The sequence below is a fragment of the Bradyrhizobium sp. SZCCHNR1015 genome (assembly GCF_032489875.1).
In the GTDB taxonomy this organism is placed as follows: domain Bacteria; phylum Pseudomonadota; class Alphaproteobacteria; order Rhizobiales; family Xanthobacteraceae; genus Bradyrhizobium.
Genome location: NZ_JAUEYW010000010.1, coordinates 243,861 through 262,031, shown reverse-complemented (window position 1 = coordinate 262,031; position 18,171 = coordinate 243,861). Strand labels below are relative to the sequence as shown.

General features: G+C 65.7%; 15 protein-coding genes. 9 read left to right on the top strand and 6 right to left on the bottom strand.

Annotated features, from left to right (window positions below; all coding sequences use genetic code 11):
* Positions 1-275: 275 nt before the first annotated feature.
* From QX128_RS18850 to QX128_RS18825, 6 genes are all read right to left on the bottom strand, one after another.
* Positions 276-1,499, bottom strand: a complete 1,224-nt coding sequence (locus QX128_RS18850) for an ABC transporter substrate-binding protein (protein WP_315805738.1) — start codon at positions 1,497-1,499, stop codon at positions 276-278.
* Positions 1,500-1,509: 10 nt separating this feature from the next.
* Positions 1,510-2,526, bottom strand: a complete 1,017-nt coding sequence (locus tag QX128_RS18845; protein WP_316238196.1) for a branched-chain amino acid ABC transporter permease — start codon at positions 2,524-2,526, stop codon at positions 1,510-1,512.
* 2 nt (positions 2,527-2,528) lie between these two features.
* Complete coding sequence (locus QX128_RS18840) at positions 2,529-3,407, bottom strand: branched-chain amino acid ABC transporter permease (protein WP_315805740.1); 879 nt, start codon at positions 3,405-3,407, stop codon at positions 2,529-2,531.
* Between the two features lie 13 nt (positions 3,408-3,420).
* A complete protein-coding gene (locus tag QX128_RS18835) occupies positions 3,421-4,134 on the bottom strand; it encodes an ABC transporter ATP-binding protein (RefSeq protein WP_315805741.1) in 714 nt (237 codons plus the stop codon).
* Positions 4,131-4,928, bottom strand: a complete 798-nt coding sequence (locus QX128_RS18830; RefSeq protein WP_316238195.1) for an ABC transporter ATP-binding protein — start codon at positions 4,926-4,928, stop codon at positions 4,131-4,133. The genes QX128_RS18835 and QX128_RS18830 overlap by 4 nt, the downstream gene beginning before the upstream one ends.
* 66 nt (positions 4,929-4,994) lie before the next feature.
* Positions 4,995-5,891, bottom strand: a complete 897-nt coding sequence (locus QX128_RS18825) for an IclR family transcriptional regulator (protein ID WP_315805743.1) — start codon at positions 5,889-5,891, stop codon at positions 4,995-4,997.
* A 213-nt stretch (positions 5,892-6,104) separates the two neighbouring features.
* Here QX128_RS18825 and QX128_RS18820 point away from each other — a divergent pair, with 213 nt between their 5' ends.
* The 9 genes from QX128_RS18820 (at position 6,105) to QX128_RS18780 (ending at position 18,128) form a co-directional block, all read left to right on the top strand.
* Positions 6,105-8,198: a 3-hydroxyacyl-CoA dehydrogenase NAD-binding domain-containing protein gene (locus tag QX128_RS18820; protein WP_315805744.1), complete on the top strand. Its 2,094-nt coding sequence runs from the start codon at positions 6,105-6,107 to the stop codon at positions 8,196-8,198.
* Positions 8,199-8,373: 175 nt separating this feature from the next.
* The gene (gene pimA, locus QX128_RS18815; protein ID WP_316238194.1) at positions 8,374-10,038 is read left to right on the top strand and encodes a dicarboxylate--CoA ligase PimA; all 1,665 of its coding nucleotides are present in this window, start codon (positions 8,374-8,376) and stop codon (positions 10,036-10,038) included.
* Positions 10,039-10,057: 19 nt separating this feature from the next.
* Complete coding sequence (locus QX128_RS18810; protein WP_315805746.1) at positions 10,058-11,245, top strand: acetyl-CoA C-acyltransferase; 1,188 nt, start codon at positions 10,058-10,060, stop codon at positions 11,243-11,245.
* Positions 11,246-11,507: 262 nt separating this feature from the next.
* Positions 11,508-12,698 carry a pimeloyl-CoA dehydrogenase large subunit gene (gene pimC / locus QX128_RS18805; protein WP_315805747.1) on the top strand — a complete coding sequence of 397 codons (1,191 nt, stop codon included), beginning with the start codon at positions 11,508-11,510 and terminating at the stop codon, positions 12,696-12,698.
* Positions 12,699-12,843: 145 nt separating this feature from the next.
* Positions 12,844-13,986 (top strand): pimeloyl-CoA dehydrogenase small subunit, encoded by a 1,143-nt coding sequence (pimD, locus tag QX128_RS18800; RefSeq protein ID WP_316177193.1) that lies wholly within the window; start codon positions 12,844-12,846, stop codon positions 13,984-13,986.
* A gap of 214 nt (positions 13,987-14,200) precedes the next feature.
* Entirely contained in the window at positions 14,201-14,974 is a 774-nt protein-coding gene (locus QX128_RS18795) for an SDR family oxidoreductase (RefSeq protein WP_315805749.1), read from the top strand.
* A gap of 355 nt (positions 14,975-15,329) precedes the next feature.
* The gene (glpK, locus tag QX128_RS18790; RefSeq protein ID WP_316238193.1) at positions 15,330-16,832 is read left to right on the top strand and encodes a glycerol kinase GlpK; all 1,503 of its coding nucleotides are present in this window, start codon (positions 15,330-15,332) and stop codon (positions 16,830-16,832) included.
* Between the two features lie 9 nt (positions 16,833-16,841).
* Entirely contained in the window at positions 16,842-17,435 is a 594-nt protein-coding gene (locus QX128_RS18785) for a GNAT family N-acetyltransferase (protein ID WP_315805751.1), read from the top strand.
* 60 nt (positions 17,436-17,495) lie between these two features.
* Positions 17,496-18,128, top strand: a complete 633-nt coding sequence (locus QX128_RS18780; protein ID WP_316238192.1) for a glutathione S-transferase N-terminal domain-containing protein — start codon at positions 17,496-17,498, stop codon at positions 18,126-18,128.
* Positions 18,129-18,171: the final 43 nt, after the last annotated feature.

The window sequence follows — 18,171 nt, the reverse complement described above, 5'->3', positions numbered from 1 at the left end:
GGCCGCCTTGATGGCGGCTCTTGTTCTGGCTGGAACTATAGCAGAGCTGCACCGGGGTGGTTGCGACATCACGGCACGGTCCGTGTTTTCGCGGTGCCTTGACGGTCCATATCATGTGCAACTGCGAGAGGTCTCCGCAATCTCGGCGGGTGAGTGCTCTGCAAGAACAGCCTGAGATGAATAGTTCGACGCCGATCCAGATACGAAAAAGCCCTCCGCGCCATCGGCGCGGAGGGCCAGTGGAGATCGGCACCGCTTTCTGCGGCGATGCGCGATTACTCGATGGCGCCGCTGATCGCCTCGCCGAAGAGCTCCCACTTCTCGCCCTTGAACCGCATCATCTGCAATTGCTCGATGGGCGCGAAGTCGGTAGCCGAGGTGTTGATCTTGACGCCCGGCAGCAGCGTGTCGGGCGCGAAGTCCTTCAGGCTCGCGGCCTGCTTCATCACGTTGGCGCGGGTCAGGTCGTCACCGCACATCTGCAGCACCTTCACCAGCGTCTGCGCGGCGCCGTAGCCGTAGACGGTCGAGCTGTCGAGCTTGTTGGCGTCGGGATAGTACTGCGCGAGGAAGTCGAAGAACTTCTTCATGCCGGGATCATCGTTCCACTGCGGATCCGCAGCATCCTTGGCGTAGGCGGCCGAAAGAATCCCTTGCGAGTTCTCGAAGCCGGCCGGCTTGATCACGCTGCCGACCGAGGCCGACACGTTGACGACCAGATGCGTCGGATGCCAGTCGATCTCGGCAAGCTTCTTGATCGCCTGCGCCGCGAACTTGGGCGTGGTGACGCTGAAGAAGACGTCGGCGCCGGAGGCCTTCAGCTTGACGATGTGGCCGTCGATCGAGGGTTCGGACGTCTCGTAGCTCTCTTCCATGACGATCATGGACGCGGCCTTGTCGCCGAGGCCGTCCTTGAGGCCCTTCAGATAGTCCTTGCCGAAATCGTCGTTCTGGAACAGCACGCCGACCTTGGCGCCGGGCTTGTCCTTGAGCAGGTACTTCGCGTAGATGCGGCCCTCGCTCTGGTAGCTCGGCTGCCAGCCCATGGTCCAGGGGAAGTTCTTCGGGTCGTTCCACTTGGTGGCGCCGGTGGCGACGAACAGTTGCGGGATCTTCTTGCCGTTGAGATATTTCTGGATCGCCGAGTTCGAGGGCGTGCCGAGCGGGTTGAAGACGAACAGGACCTCGTCGCTTTCGACCAGCTTGCGCACCTGCTCGACCGCCTTGGGCGGCGAATAGGCGTCGTCATAGCTGACGAAGTTGATCTTGCGGCCGTTGATGCCGCCCTCGGCGTTGATCTTCTTGAAATACGCCTCCTCGGTCTTGCCGATCACGCCGTAGGCGGACGCCGGTCCGCTGTAGGGCATGATGTTGCCGATCTTGATCTCGGTATCCGACGCGCCGGTATCGTATTTCTTCTGGGCGAGTGCTGCGCCCGAGGTGAGGGCGATGACCGCCGTCGCGATCGCGGCGATTCGTAGTTGTTGAACGACCTGCAAGAGTTCCTCCTTAGTTCTTTCTGAGTTTGCCGAGCAGCTGCTGCGCCACCATCGCCACCTGCCGCGAGCCGTGCGGCACGAGGAAGATGACGAGGAACAGCAGCACGCCGAACACCGCGCCGGACAGGCCCTTCGAAATGCCTTCGGCGATGTTGGGAACGAAGATGATGAAGGCCGCGCCGACGAACGATCCGGGCAGCCAGCCGACGCCGCCGACGACCATGCCGAGGAACAGCGAGATCGCGAGCACGATCGTGTAGCTGTCGGGTGCCACGAACTGCACGGCGATGGCGCCGAGGCCGCCGGCGACGCCGGTGATGCCGGCGCTGACGCCGAACGCCAGCGTCTTGTAGGTCGCGACGTCGATGCCCATGGCGGATGCCGCGATCTCGTTGTCGCGGATCGCCATGAAAGCCCGCCCCGAACGCGAGCGCAGGAGGTTCACCGAGAACACGTAGATCGCGATCGTGATCGCCAGTGTGAAGTAGTACAGCCACATGTCCTGCGACATCGGCAGGCCGAACGGCGCGTCCGGCTTGGTGACGACGAGGCCCTGCACGCCGCCGGTCCATTCCTCGAAGAAGCCGAGCTTGAGGATCTGCGGCATCGCGGTGGCTAGCGCGAAGGTGGCGAGCGCGAGATACACGCCCGAGAGCCGCAGCGCCGGCTGGCCGAACAGGAAGCCGGCGCCGAAGCAGATCACGCCGGCGACCGGCAGGGTCAGCGCGTAGTTGACATTGTACTGCTCCATCAGGATCGCCGACGTATAGGCTCCGATGGCGTAGAAGGCGCTGTTGCCGAGCGAGAACTGGCCGGATCCGCCGGTCAGGATGTTCAGCGCCAGCACGGCCAGCCCGTAGATCAGCAGCATCGTCATCTGGAAGATGATGAAGTTCTTGACGAACAGTGGCACCACCAGGAGCAGCAGCACGACCACGAATGTGGTGCCGGAGCTCAGGGTCATGGCCCGCTTCGGAACGGCCTCGACCGCGGGCGCCTGGGATGTGATGTCCTCGATTGCGCTCATGATCAGACTCGCTTCACGATGTTGCGGCCGAACAGGCCGGCGGGCTTGATGACCAGGACGGAGATGATGAGGGCCAGAGCGATCGGCAGCTTCATCTCGTTGCCGACATGCGGGATGTAGGTTCCGGCGAGATTTTCGAAGATGCCGACCAGGAAGCCGCCGAGCACCGCGCCGAACGGGCTGGTCAGGCCGCCGAGCACGGCGGCGGCGAACCCGTAGATCAGCACGCCGCCCATCATGTTCGGCTCGAGGAAGACCACCGGCGCGATCAGCATGCCGGCGATCGAGCCGATCGCTGCCGCCATGCCCCAGCCGAGCGCGATCATCCACGACGTGTTGATGCCGACCAGCCGCGCCGACTCGGGCACCGCCGCCGCCGCACGCATCGCAAGCCCGACCCTGGTGTACTGGAAGAAGAAGTACAGGCCGATCAGCAGCAGCAAGGTGATGCCGATCATGCCGGCCTGGTGCGTCGAGATCAGCTGGCTGCCCAGGAACGGCGACGATCCGAACGGCGTCGGATACTGCTTGATGGTGAAGTCCCAGGTCAGTCCGGCAAAGGAGTTGATGATCGAGTACAGCGCGATGAAGCCGGCGACCTGGGTCAGGATCGGCGCCTTGGTAAGCGGCTTGAACAGCACGCGCTCGATCGCGATGCCGCCTGCAAACGACAGGGCCAGCGTCGCCACGAAGGCGACCCAGTAGGGCAGGCCCCATTGCATCAGCTGCCAGGAGATGAATGTCGAGAACATCGCCATCTCGCCTTGCGCGAAGTTGAGATGGTCGATCGCCTGGTAGATCATCACGACCGCGAGCGCCATGCAGGCGTAGATCGCGCCAGTCGCAATGCCGGCCAGGACCTGGTTGGTGAACAGCTCCATTGTCCCGCCTCCGTTAGTAGCCCAGATAGGATTTGCGAACGTTCTCGTCGTTCGCGATGTCCGAGGCCGCGCCGGACATGACGATGCGGCCGGTCTCGATCACATAGGCCTGATCGGCGAGCTCCAGCGCGAGCTGCGCGTTCTGCTCGACGACGAGGATCGAGACCTTTTCCTCGCGGTTGATCTTGCCGAGGATGCCGAAGAGGTCGCGGACCACCAGCGGCGCGAGGCCGAACGACGGCTCGTCGAGCAGCATCAACCTGGGACGCAGCATCAGCGCCCGCGCCACGGCCAGCATCTGCTGCTCGCCGCCGGACAGGGTGCCGGCCTGCTGCGTATGACGCTCCTTCAGCTTGGGGAAGTAGGAATACATCCGCTCGATGTCGGCGACGATGCCCGCCTTGTCGGAGCGGGTGATGGCACCGAGCTGCAGGTTTTCTTCCACCGTCATGTTGGTGAAGGTGCCGCGACCCTGCGGCACATGGGCGATGCCGAAGCGCACGATGCTCTCGGTCGATTTGTTGTTGAGCGGCTTGCCCTCGAACTCGATCGCACCGGTCGAGCGCACCATGTTGCAGATCGCGCGCAGGGTGGTGGTCTTGCCGGCGCCATTGGCGCCGAGCAGGGTCGTCAGCGAGCCTTCGTTGAGAGAGAAGGAGAGGCCGTGCAGGGCCTGGACCTGGCCGTAATAGGCGCGCAGGTCCTTGACGTTGAGCAGCGCCGTCATTGATCCTTGCTCCCGAGATAGGCCTTGATGACGTCGGGATTGGCCTGCACCTGCGCGGGCGTGCCCTCGGCGAGCTTGCGGCCGAAATTCAGCGCCACGACGTGGTCGGCGATCGACATGACCAGGCCCATGTGATGCTCGACCAGCAGCACGGTGATGTGGCGGTCGTCGCGGATACGGCGGATCAGGTCGCCGAGCACATAGACTTCCTCGTGATTGAGGCCGCCGGCGGGCTCGTCAAGCAGCAGGATCTTCGGGTCGGCGGCCAGCGCGCGCGCCAGCTCGACGCGCTTCTGGGTGCCGAACGGCAGCCCGGACACGGTTTTGTGCGCGACCTCCTCGAGGTTGAGATAGGCGAGCATCTCGTGAACCTTGGTATTCACCGAAGTCTCGCTGCGGCGGATCCAGGCGAGACGAAGCGAATCGGAGATGATGTCGCTCGAGGTCCGCGCATGCGTGCCGACGCGGACGTTGTCGAGCACCGACAGGTTCGGGAACAGCGCCACGTTCTGGAAGGTGCGGCCGATGCCGATCTCGGCGATGCGGTGTGGCGGCCGCTTCAGGATGCTGTGGCCTTCCATCAGGATGTCGCCGGAGCTCGGCTGGTAGAGCCGGCTGAGGCAGTTGAACAGCGTGGTCTTGCCGGCGCCGTTCGGGCCGATGAGGCCGAGGATCTGGCCCTGGCGCATGTCGAACGAGACGCCGTTCAGCGCCACGATGCCGCCGAATACGACGCTGACGTCGCGGACGGCGAGCAGCGGATCGTTGGTCTGGGCGAGTTGTGCCTGCGTCATCTCGTCTCGCCCCTCCCGAAATCGTTCAGGTCAGGACGCGGCGCCAGCCGACCGCGATGATGCAGGCTATCTGATACCCTCGGCAACACGGGCAACTTTTCCTCCTGGCTTCGGCTTTTTATTGAGTTCTTTGTGAGACGAATTGTTCGCATGAACATTCGTCTGATTAGTTTGCGGCGCAAGTCCGCCAAGCGCTGCTTCGATTTTCCTTACCATCGCCACGAGACGAGGTCCAATGTCGGTGAGCAGGCGCTCTTCCGTGAAGCGGAATGCAGGCGCGCCGCAATTGATCGCGTAAGGACCCGTTCCATCGTTGAGCCTCAACGCCGCGCCGACGGCGTGAACGTCATCCTGCCATTCGCCGGCCGAGATCGTGAAGCCGTACTTGGCGACGGTTTCGCCGGCGCGCTCGATCCCGTCACGGATCTTGGGCCAGCGGTTGCCGTAATGCTCGCGCATCTCGCGCATCAGCACGGCGCGTTCCTCTTCGGGCAGCGCCCAGAGATAGGCCCGGCCCATCGCGGTGGTCGCAATCGGAATGCGCGAGCCCACGTCGAGCTCGACGTTGACGACGCCGTGCCGGCTCTGGCCGATATAGATCATGCTGAGCCGGTCGCGGCCGCCGATTGCCACCGCACCGCCGGTCTCGCGCATCAGCTGCTCGCGGAACGGCTCGGAGAGCTGGCGCACGCCGAGATTGGCGAGCGCGGCGTAGCCGAGCAGCAGCGCTGACGGCGCCAGCTGATATTTCTCGAAGCGGGGAACGGGCGTGAGATAGCCGAGCTTGGTCAGCGTGTAGGTCAGGCGCGACACGGTCGGCTTGGGCAGGTTGGTGCGCGCCGCGATCTCCTGGTTGCCCAGCAGGCCGTCATTGGGCCGGAAAGCCCTGAGCACCTCGAGGCCGCGCGACAGCGCAACGACGAAGTTGCGATCGGTCGCAGCTTTCTTCCCTGGGCGTTTCATGTCATCGGCTGTTGATTGATGAGCCTCGTTGACAACGCTCGTGCTTCAAAATAACCCTGGCTGTCAAGATGTGGAATTAGATTTCGCACTGCGGAATTGATGTCCGGCAGCGGGTAGACGCAAGCAAGGCTGAACCTCTGCGCAAATGAAGAGCCAAGAAGGGGTCGGAACGTTAACCGGCCGCAAAGAAACGACATCCCAAGGAGCTTACGCGTGAGCGAAGTGGCAAAGCTTGATCGTCATGACATCATCGGCATCGTCACCATCGACAGTCCGCCCGTCAATGCGCTGAGTGCCGCAGTTCGCGGCGGCATCCTGGACAACGTCAAGGCGGCGATCGACGATCCCGCAATCAAGGCCATCGTGCTGACCTGCGGCGGACGCACCTTCATTGCCGGCGCCGATATCACCGAGTTCGGCAAGCCGCCGAAGCCGCCGGCGCTCAACGACGTGCTGAGCACGATCGAGAACAGCCCCAAGCCGGTCATCGCGGCGATTCATGGAACGGCGCTGGGCGGTGGTCTCGAAGTGGCGCTCGCCTGTCATTATCGTGTCGCCACCAAGGAGGCGAAGCTCGGCCTGCCCGAGGTGAAGCTCGGCCTGCTGCCGGGCGCGGGCGGAACGCAGCGCCTGCCGCGCGCGGTGGGGCCGGAGCTCGCGGTCAAGATGATCGTCGCCGGTGATCCGATCGGCGCAGCCGAAGCGCTGAAGGCGGGCCTGATCGAGGAGATCGTCGAGGGGCCGGCATCGGGCGGCGAAGCCTTCGCGCGCAAGGTGGTGGCGGAGAACCGTCCGCTGCGCAAGCTGCGCGACGATGACTCCAAGATCGCCGCGGCCAAGGCCGATCGCTCGATCTTCACCAATGCGGTCGCTGCGATCACCAAGAAGTCGCGCGGGCTGGAGGCGCCGTTCGCGGCGGCCGATGCGGTCGGCTATGCGATCGATCTGCCGTTCGACGAGGGCTTGAAGCGGGAGCGCGAGGGCTTCCTCAAGCTGCTCACCAGCGACCAGTCCAAGGCGCAGCGCTACGCGTTCTTCGCCGAGCGCGAGGCGGCCAAGATTGCCGGCGTGCCCGAGGGCACGAAGGGCCGCAAGGTCGAGCGCGTCGCCATCATCGGCGCCGGCACCATGGGCGGCGGCATCGCGATGTCGTTCGCCAATGCCGGCATCCCGGTCACCCTGATCGAGACCGCCGAGGAGCAGCTCAAGCGCGGCATGGGCATCATGCAGAAGAACTGGGAGGCGACCGCCGCGCGCGGCGGCATTCCGGCGGACGCCCCGGCCAAGCGCATGGCGCTGATCGACGGCAAGGTCGGTCTCGAGAACGTCAAGGACGCCGACCTCGTCATCGAGGCGGTGTTCGAGACCATGGCCGTGAAGAAGGAAGTGTTCGGCAAGCTCGATCAATATGCCAAGCCGGGCGCGGTGCTGGCCTCGAACACTTCGTATCTGAACATCGACGCAATCGCCGCCGAGACCAGCCGTCCGCAGGACGTGCTCGGCATGCATTTCTTCTCGCCGGCCAACGTCATGAAGCTGTGCGAGATCGTGCGCGCGGAGAAGACCGCGCCGGATGCGCTCGTCACCGCCGTGTCGATCGCCCGCAAGATCGCCAAGGTGCCGGCCGTGGTCGGCGTCTGCGACGGCTTCGTCGGCAACCGCATGCTGGCGCAGCGTGGCAAGCAGGCCGAGAAGCTGTTGTTCGAAGGCGCGCTGCCGCAGCAGGTCGATGCCGTCGTCACCAAGTTCGGCATGCCGATGGGCCCGTTCGCGATGGGCGATCTCGCCGGCCTCGACATCGGCTGGCGCTCGCGCAAGGACCGCGGCATCAAGAGCGAGATCGCGGATGCGCTGTGCGAAGCCGGCCGCTTCGGCCAGAAGACCGGCAAGGGCTACTACAAATACGAGGCCGGCTCGCGTGCGCCGCTGCCGGATCCCGATGTCGAGAAGTTGATCGACGAGACGCTCGCCAAGCTCGGCCTCAAGCGCCGCGCGGTGAGCGACGAGGAGATCCTCGAGCGCATGATGTATCCGATGATCAACGAGGGCGCGAAGATCCTCGCCGAGGGCATCGCCGCGCGTCCGTCCGACATCGACGTTGTCTGGCTCTACGGCTATGGCTGGCCGATCTATCGCGGCGGCCCGATGTACTGGGCCGACAGCGTCGGCCTGAAGCACATTGCCGAGCGGCTGGCGTTCTATGCCAAGGAGACCAATGACCCGTCGCTGGAGCCAGCGCCGCTGCTGAAGAAGCTCGCCGACGAAGGCAAGACCTTCGCCTCGCTGGCGCAGGGGAAGGCCGCTTGAGGCGGCCCAACTATCACTCTGCGCCCGGCTGCGCTCCCCTCCCCCTTGCGGGGAGGGGTTGGGGGTCCACACGGGCAGTCTCGCCCGGGGCCACCCCCCTCCCTGACCCTCCCCCACAAGGGGGGAGGGAACGGAGACAGCGGGGCCGTCTTACGCCAACGGACATTGAGCTCGCATGACCCATCCTGGCGAACAGTTCTATCCCGAAGGCGTCCGCTGGGACGCGCCGATCGCGCGTGGCACCTTGCCGGATCTGCTGGCAAAGGCGGTCAGTGACTTCGGCGATGGCGACGCGCTGGAATTCCGCGACCGCCCCATCACTTTCAAGCAACTCGCGGCGCTCGTCGACCAGGCCGCCGCGGCGTTCCTGCGCGCCGGCTTCGGCAAGGGCGCGTCGATCGCGCTGTTCCTCGGCAATACGCCGGATCATCCGATCAACTTCTTCGGCGCGCTCAAGGCCGGCGCCCGCGTGGTGCACCTGTCGCCGCTCGATGGCGAGATCGCCTTGTCGCACAAGCTCAGCGATTCCGGCGCGCGCATTCTCGTCACGTCGAACCTATCAGCGCTGCTGCCGACCGCGTTGAAGTTCCTCGCCAAGGGACTGATCGATCGCCTGATCGTCTGCGAGGATGATGATTGGGGCAAAGTCGGCACGCCGCAGACGGCGCTGCCGGACAATCCCGCGGTGATTACGCACCGCGCCTTCGTCGAAGGCGCCGTTGCGCCTATGGCGTGGCCTTCGATCTCGCCCGACGACATCGCCCTGCTGCAATATACCGGCGGCACCACCGGCCTGCCCAAGGGTGCGATGCTGACCCATGGCAATCTCACCTCCGCGGTGTCGATCGCCGAAGTCTGGGGCCGCGCGACGCGTGCAAACGGTAACGGCTCCGACCGCGTGATCTGCGTCTTGCCGCTGTTCCACATCTATGCACTGACGGTGGTGCTGCTGACCTCGCTGCGCCTCGGCAGCCTGATCTCGCTGCACCAGCGCTTCGATCTCGACGCCGTGATGCGCGACATCGAGGTCAAGCGCGCGACCTATTTTCCCGGCGTGCCGACGATGTGGATCGCGATCGCCAACCTGCCCGATCTCGACAAGCGTGATCTGTCGTCGCTGACCAGCGTCGGCTCCGGCGGCGCGCCGCTGCCGGTCGAGGTCGCGCGCATCCTGGAGCGACGCGTCGGCATGAAGCTGAAGAGCGGCTGGGGCATGACCGAGACCTGCTCGCCCGGCACCGCCCATCCCAAGGGTGGCCCGGACAAGCCCGGCTCGATCGGGATCACGCTGCCCGGCATCGAGATGGACGTCGTGTCGCTCGAGGATCCCGCAAAGGTGCTCGGCCTGAACGAGGTCGGCGAGATCCGGATCAAGGGGCCGAACGTCACCAAGGGCTATTGGAACCGGCCGGAGGAAACGGCGCAGTCGTTCGTCGGCGATCATTTCCTGACCGGCGACATCGGCTATGTCGACGCCGACGGCTTCTACTTCCTGGTCGACCGCAAGAAGGACATGATCATTTCCGGCGGCTTCAACGTCTATCCGCAGATGATCGAGCAGGCGATCTACACCCATCCGGCGGTGCAGGAGGTCATCGTGATCGGTATTCCCGACGCCTATCGCGGCGAGGCGGCCAAGGCCTTCATCAAGCTGCGCGACGGCTTTGCGCCGTTCCCGGTCGAGGATCTCCGCGCCTTCCTCACCGGCAAGCTCGGCAAGCACGAGCTGCCGGCGGCGGTCGAGTTCGTCGACGAGCTGCCGCGCACGCCGGTCGGCAAGCTGTCGCGTCACGAACTGCGCCAGCAGCAATCACCCGCGTCTCAAATCAAACATCAGTGACAACAACAGGAGGTCGCCCATGACCGATGCCGTCATCGTTTCCACCGCCCGCACGCCGATCGGCAAGGCCTATCGCGGCGCGCTCAATGCCACCGGCGGCGCGACGCTGCTCGGCCACGCCATCGGCGAGGCGGTCAAGCGCGCCAAGGTCGATCCGGCAGAGGTCGAGGATGTCGTGATGGGCGCGGCCTTGCAGCAGGGCTCGACCGGCGGCAACATCGCGCGCAAGGCGCTGCTGCGTGCCGGCCTGCCGGTGTCGGTCGGCGGCACCACGATCGACCGCCAATGCGCCTCCGGTCTGCAGGCGATTGCGCTCGCGGCGCGCTCGGTGATCTTCGACGGTGTCGAGATCGCAGTCGGCGGCGGCGGCGAATCGATCTCGCTGGTCCAGAACGACAAGATGAACAGCTTCCAGGCCACCGATCCGGCGCTGCTCGAGATCAAGGGCGACGTCTACATGCCGATGATCGACACCGCCGAGATCGTCGCCAAGCGCTACGGCATCTCCCGCGAACGGCAGGACGAATATGCGCTGGAGAGCCAGCGCCGCACCGCGGCCGCGCAGCAGGGCGGCAAGTTCAACGACGAGCTGGCGCCGATCACCACCAAGATGGCGGTCACCGACAAGGCCACCGGCAATGTCTCGTTCAAGGACGTCACCTTGTCGCAGGACGAGGGGCCGCGTCCCGAGACGACCGCCGAAGGTCTTGCCGGCCTCAAGGCCGTGCGCGGCGACGGCTTCTCGATCACCGCGGGTAATGCCAGCCAGCTCTCCGACGGCGCCTCGGCCTGCGTCATCATGAGCGACGCCACTGCGGCGAAGCGCGGCCTGCAGCCGCTCGGCATCTTCCGCGGCTTCGTCGCGCACGGCTGCGAGCCCGACGAGATGGGCATCGGCCCGGTGTTCGCGGTGCCGCGCCTGCTCAAGCGCCACGGGCTGACCGTCGACGACATCGGCCTGTGGGAGCTCAACGAGGCGTTCGCCGTGCAGGTGCTGTACTGCCGCGACAAGCTCGGCATCGACCCCGACAAGATCAACGTCAATGGCGGCGCCATCGCGGTCGGCCATCCCTACGGCATGTCGGGCGCGCGGCTCACCGGCCACGCCCTGATCGAAGGCCGCCGCCGCAAGGCCAAGTACGCCGTCGTCACCATGTGCGTCGGCGGCGGCATGGGCGCCGCCGGCCTGTTCGAGGTGCTGCAGTAAACAACAGCCGTCATCCCGGGCGAGCGTCGCGCGGGATTTCAAACAGCTGTCGTCCCGGGCAAGCCCGCGCGCGCAACAGCGCTCGCGGGCGCAGACCCGGGACCCATACCGCGTGATGTTGCTTGGGGCACAATGGCAGTCGCCTGTGCCTCCAACGTTAGCCGGTGGTTATGGGTCGCTTGCGCCGCGTGCGCAATTGCGCACTAGGCAGGGACGACAGCGGAGCGAAACGAACCATTCGAGTACCTAAGGGAGCGATCCAATGGATCTTGCATTCACGAAGGAAGAGCAGGCGTTCCGCGAGGAAGTCCGGCAGTTCTTCAAGGACAACGTGCCGCCGGAGACACGGCGGAAGATGATCGAGGGCCGCCATCTGTCGAAGGACGAGATGGTGACCTGGTGGCGCATCCTCAACAAGAAGGGTTGGGGCGTCTCGCACTGGCCGACGGAATATGGCGGCACCGGCTGGACCTCGGTGCAGCACTACATCTTCAACGAGGAGCTGCAGGCCTATCCGGCGCCGCAGCCGCTCGCCTTCGGCGTCAGCATGGTCGGCCCGGTGATCTACACCTTCGGCAACGAGGCGCAGAAGAAGCAGTATCTGCCGCGCATCGCCAATGTCGACGACTGGTGGTGCCAGGGCTTCTCGGAGCCGGGCTCCGGCTCCGACCTGGCCTCGCTGAAGACCAAGGCCGAGCGCCGCGGCGACAAGTGGATCATCAACGGCCAGAAGACCTGGACCACGCTGGCCCAGCACGCCGACATGATCTTCTGCCTGTGCCGCACCGATCCCTCCGCGAAGAAGCAGATGGGCATCTCCTTCATCGTCTTCAGCATGAAGTCGAAGGGCGTCACCGTGCGTCCGATCCAGACCATCGACGGCGGCCACGAGGTCAACGAGGTGTTCTTCGACGACGTCGAGGTACCCTATGAGAACCTGATCGGCGAGGAGAACAAGGGCTGGGACTACGCCAAGTTCCTGCTCGGCAATGAGCGCACCGGAATCGCCCGCGTCGGCGTCTCCAAGGAGCGCATCCGCCGCATCAAGGAGCTCGCCGCCAAGATCGAGGCGGGCGGCCGTCCGGTGCTGGAAGACCCGTCGTTCCGCGAGAAGCTCACCGCGTGCGAGGTCGAGCTCAAGGCGCTGGAGCTGACGCAGCTGCGTGTCGTCGCCGACGAGGGCAAGCACGGCAAGGGCAAGCCCAATCCGGCGTCTTCGGTGCTGAAGATCAAGGGCTCGGAGATTCAGCAGACCACGACCGAGCTGCTGATGGAGGTGATCGGTCCGTTCGCCGCGCCCTACGACATCCATGGCGACGACGACAGCAACGAGACCATGGATTGGACCGCGCAGATCGCGCCGAGCTACTTCAACAACCGCAAGGTCTCGATCTACGGCGGCTCCAACGAGATCCAGCGCAACATCATCGCCAAGGCGGTGCTGGGGCTCTGACGTGTGAGCCGCAGCGCTTCGACAACGCACGCCGTCATGGCCGGGCTTGACCCGGCCGTCCACGCGGAGCCCCGCGAAGGCCTGATGTGGATGCCCGCGACAAGCGCGGGCATGACGGAGAATGGGGATACTGGAGAGTCAACCAATGGATTTTGATCTCACCGAGGAGCAGCGTCTCCTCAAGGACAGCATCGACGGCCTGCTGGCGGATGCCTATGATTTCGACAAGCGCAAGCTGTACATGAAGGAGAAGGGCGGCTGGAGCCGGACGATGTGGTCCAAGCTCGCCGAGCAGGGCCTGCTCGGTCTGCCGTTCTCCGAGGACGACGGCGGCTTCGGCGCCGGCGGCGTCGAGACCATGATCGTGATGGAAGCGATGGGCCGCGCGCTGGTGCTGGAGCCGTATCTCGCCACGGTCGTGCTGGCCGGCGGCTTCCTCCGCCATGGCGGCTCGGCAGCGCAGAAGACGGCGCACCTGCCCGGAATCATCGACGGTAGCAAGACGTTTGCGTTCGCGCAGCTCGAGAAGCAGTCGCGCTACGACCTGTTCGATGTCGCCACCTCCGCCAAGAAGAAGGGCGACGGCTGGGTCATCGACGGCGAGAAGTTCGTCGTGCTCAACGGCGAGAATGCCGACACCCTGATCGTCTCCGCGCGCACCTCCGGTGGCCAGCGCGACAAGTCGGGCATCGGCGTGTTCATCGTGCCGGCCGACGCGAAGGGCGTCACCCGCAAGGGCTATCCGACCCAGGACGGCCTGCACGCGGCGGACATCACCTTCACCGGTGTGGAAGTGGGCGCCGACGCCGCGATCGGCGATCCTGCCAACGCTCTGCCGCTGATCGAGCGCGTCGTCGACGAGGCCCGCATCGCACTGTGTGCGGAAGCCGTCGGCCTGATGGACGAGTCGCTCAAGACCACGGTCGAGTACATCAAGACGCGCAAGCAGTTCGGCGTCGCGATCGGCTCGTTCCAGTCGCTGCAGCACCGCGCCTCCGACATGTTCGTCGCGCTGGAGCAGGCCCGCTCGATGTCGATGTTCGCCACCATGGCCGCCGACTTCGACGACGCCAAGGAGCGCGCCACCTCGATCGCCGCGGCCAAGGTGCAGATCGGCAAATCGGCCAAGTTCGTCGGCCAGCAGGCGATCCAGCTCCACGGCGGCATCGGCATGACGATGGAGGCCAAGATCGGCCACTACTTCAAGCGCCTGACCATGATCGAGAGCACCTTCGGTGACACCGACTACCATACCCGCCGCGTCAGCGAGGCGGGTGGGCTGATCTGAGATGGTCCGTCGTTGCCGGGCTTGACCCGGCAACCCATCGCTCCTTGATGATGGATGCGCGGGTCAAGCCCGCGCATGACGAGCGTGAGAGCCTACGCCGGCTCGGTTGTTTTGAGCCGTCATTGCGAGCGTAGCGAAGCAATCCAGGGCGTCACGCGTCGCCCTGGATTGCTTCGTCGCTTCGCTCCTCGCAATGACTCGGAGGACGCAGAATATGATCCCCAATCCCTTCAACCTCTCCGGCCAGGTCGCCGTCATCACCGGCTCGAGCCGTGGCATCGGCCGTGCTTCTGCGGAGCTGCTGGCGCAGCTCGGCGCCAAGGTCGTGATCTCCAGCCGCAAGGCCGACGCCTGCGAGGAAGTGGCAAGCGGCATCCGCGCGAGCGGTGGCGAGGCCCGCGTCATCCCCTGCAACATCTCGCGCCGCGCCGAGGTCGATGCGCTGATCGACGGCGCCGTCAGCCAATACGGCCAGGTCGACATCCTCGTCTGCAATGCTGCGGTCAACCCGTATTACGGTCCGCTGCTTGACATCACCGACGAGGCCTTCGACAAGATCATGGCCTCCAACGTGAAGAGCAATCTCTGGCTCTGCGCCAAGGCGATCCCGCCGATGGCCGCGCGCGGCAAAGGCTCGGTCGTCATCGTGTCCTCTATCGGAGGACTGCGCGGCTCGACCGTGATCGGCGCCTACGGCATCTCCAAGGCCGCCGACTTCGCGCTGTGCCGCAGCCTTGCCGGCGAATGGGGCCCGCAGGGCGTGCGCATCAACTGCGTCGCGCCGGGCCTGATCAAGACCGACTTCGCCCGCGCGCTGTGGGAGGACGAAGCCCGCCTGAAACAGCGCTGCGCGACGACCCCGCTCCGCCGCATCGGCGAGCCGCATGAGATCGCCGGCGCGGTGGCGTATCTGGCGTCGGATGCCTCGACCTTCATGACGGGGCAGACCATCGTGGTCGACGGCGGCGTCACGACGGCGGCGGTGTAAAAATCTCTCCACACGATAGCCGCACCCTCTCCCCTTGTGGGAGAGGGTGGTTGCGCGAAGCGCAACCGGGTGAGGGGTCTCTCTCCGCGTACTCAGAGCGCGCATGTGGCGCCAACCGCTCACCCGAGTGAGCTTGCGGCTGTCGGCGGTGTGGCCCTCTCCCACAAGGGGAGAGGGCCCAGCCATGCGCAGCGCAGTGGTCCCAGCCAAGTTCGGACACGGGGTTGGATGCTCGTAAGGTGCGAACTCTCCACTTTTTCCAGAAGGACGTCGCGCGCTCCCAACCTCCTTGACCTTCCCCCGCCAATCCGCTTGCTTGTCGGCCCAACGTCGTCAACTCCCGGGAAGAAGCCCCATGTCCTTCGTGCTGGCCATCGATCAGGGCACCACGTCCTCGCGCGCGATCGTGTTCCGCTCCGACATCTCGATCGCCGCGGTGGCGCAGCAGGAATTCCCGCAGCATTTTCCGGCCTCGGGCTGGGTCGAGCACGAGCCGGAGGACATCTGGACCTCGACGGTGATGACCTGCCGCGATGCGCTGGAGAAGGCGGGACTGGCGGCCAAGGACATCGCCGCGATCGGCATCACCAACCAGCGCGAGACCACCGTGGTGTGGGACCGCGCCACCGGCCAGGCCGTCCACCGCGCCATCGTCTGGCAGGACCGCCGCACGGCCGACATCTGCGCGCGTCTCAAAGCCGAAGGCCATGAGCCGGAGGTCAGCGCGAAGACCGGCCTGATCATCGATCCCTATTTCTCCGGCACGAAGGTCGCATGGATCCTCGATCACGTGCCGGGCGCGCGCGAGCGCGCCGAGCGTGGCGAGCTGATGTTCGGCACCGTTGACTGCTACCTGCTGTGGCGGCTGACCGGCGGCAAGGTGCACGCCACCGATGCCACCAACGCCTCGCGCACGCTGCTGTTCAACATTCACACCGGGCAGTGGGACGATGCCCTGCTGAAGCTCTTGCGCGTGCCGCGCTCGATGCTGCCGGAGGTGAAAGATTCCTCGGCTGAGTTCGGCACCACCACGCCCGACCTGTTTGGCGGTCCGATCAAGGTCGCGGGCATCGCCGGCGACCAGCAGGCGGCGACCATCGGCCAGGCCTGCTTCACGCCGGGCATGATGAAGTCCACTTACGGCACTGGCTGCTTCGCGCTGCTCAATACCGGTGCCACGCCGGTGAAATCGAACAACAAGCTGCTGACGACCATCGCCTATCAGCTCGACGGCGTCCGGACCTACGCGCTCGAAGGCTCGATCTTCGTCGCCGGCTCGGCCGTGCAATGGCTGCGCGATGGGCTCGGCATCATCAAGCATGCCGCCGAAACCGGCCCGCTCGCCGACAAGTCCGACTCGATGCAATCGGTCTATCTGGTGCCGGCCTTCGTCGGCCTCGGCGCACCGTATTGGAATCCGCGCGTGCGCGGCGCGCTGTTCGGCCTGACCCGCAACACCGGCCCCGCCGAGCTCGCGCATGCCACGCTGGAGAGCGTGTGCTACCAGACCTACGATCTGTGGGCCGCGATGCGCGCCGACTGGCCCGATGCGTCCGCAGCCACGATCGTGCTGCGCGTCGACGGCGGCATGACCGCATCGGACTGGACCATGCAGCGTCTCGCCGACCTGCTCGACGCACCAGTCGACCGTCCGATGATTCAGGAGACCACCGCGCTCGGCGCCGCTTATCTCGCCGGCCTCAACGCCGGCGTCTATCCGGAGCCGGAAAAGTTCGCCGACAATTGGCGGCTCGAGCACCGCTTCCGGCCGGCGATGAGCGCGGCCACGCGGGAGCGCAAGCTCGCCGGCTGGGCCCGCGCCGTGAAGGGCGTGCTGGCGAGCGACGAGGGCGAGTAGGTGAACGGCATGTCGGTCCCCGACGGCCACTACGACGTTCCACACGGCAAGGTCGCGGCCGTGGTGACCTCGCTGGAAATGGTGGCGCCGCCGGTGTTGCCGCCGGATCCGATCGGCGACTGGAGCATTCGCCGCGTCGCGCAGCCCGATCTCGATTGGTACCGTGACCTCTATGCCCGCGTCGGCTGGGAGTGGCTGTGGTCGCAGCGCACGCGGATGAGCGATGCGGAGCTTGCCAAGACAGTTCGCGCCGACGGAGTCGAGATCTACACCTTGGCGCATGACGGCGGTGACGAAGCCCTGCTGGAGCTCGACTTCCGCAACAAGACCGATTGCGAGCTGGTGCTGTTCGGCGTCACCGACAGGCTGATCGGCACCGGCGCCGGACGCCTGCTGATGAACCATGCGCTGCGCCGCGCCTGGGCGCAGCCGCTGACGCGGCTCTGGGTCCACACCTGCAGCTTCGATCATCCGCGCGCGCTGGCCTTCTACCAGCGCTCCGGCTTCCGCCCCTATCGCCGCCAGATCGAGATCGCCCCCGATCCCCGCCTCGACGGTACCCTGCCGCGTTCTGTCGCCGCGCATGTGCCGCTGCTCGCCTGAACGTGGCAGCTGACAACGGCGCCGAACGGCGCTTCAATGCGCCGCACAGGAGGATAACCGATGTTCCTGATCGGCCAATACGACTCGCCTTTCGTCCGCCGCACCGCGATCGCACTCGAGCTCTACGGCATCCCGTTCGAGCACAAGCCGTGGTCGACCTTCGGCGATGCCGACAAGATCGCGCCGTACAATCCGCTGCTCCGGGTGCCGGTGCTGCTGCTCGATGACGGCGAGGCGCTGATCGATTCGGCGGCGATCCTCGATCACCTCGATGAGGCCGTCGGGCCCGAGCGTGCCATGCTGGCGCGCAGCGGCGCGCCGCGCCGCAGGCAGCTGCATACGATCGCGCTCGCGACCGGTCTCGGCGACAAGGCCGTCAGCCTGATCTATGAGCGCGTGCTGCGCAAGGACCGCCTGGCCCTGTGGGTCGCGCGTTGCGAGACGCAGATCTCCGGCGTGCTGGCGATGCTGGAGGCCGAGCGCGCCGCCGCGACGACGGATTATTGGTATGGCGAGCGCATCGGCCACGCGGACATCGCCGTCGCCTGCGTCCTGCGCTTCACCCGCGAGGCGCATCCGCATCTGTTCGACGCGACGCGTTACCCGGCGCTGGCCACGCACGCCGCCCGCTGTGAGGCGCTGTCGCCATTCCAGGCTATCGTCCAGCCACTGGCGCCGCCGAGCGGGGATTGAGCTTGTTGGAGCGAGCCGCCGCCCCGGCGATGGTGCGCTCCTT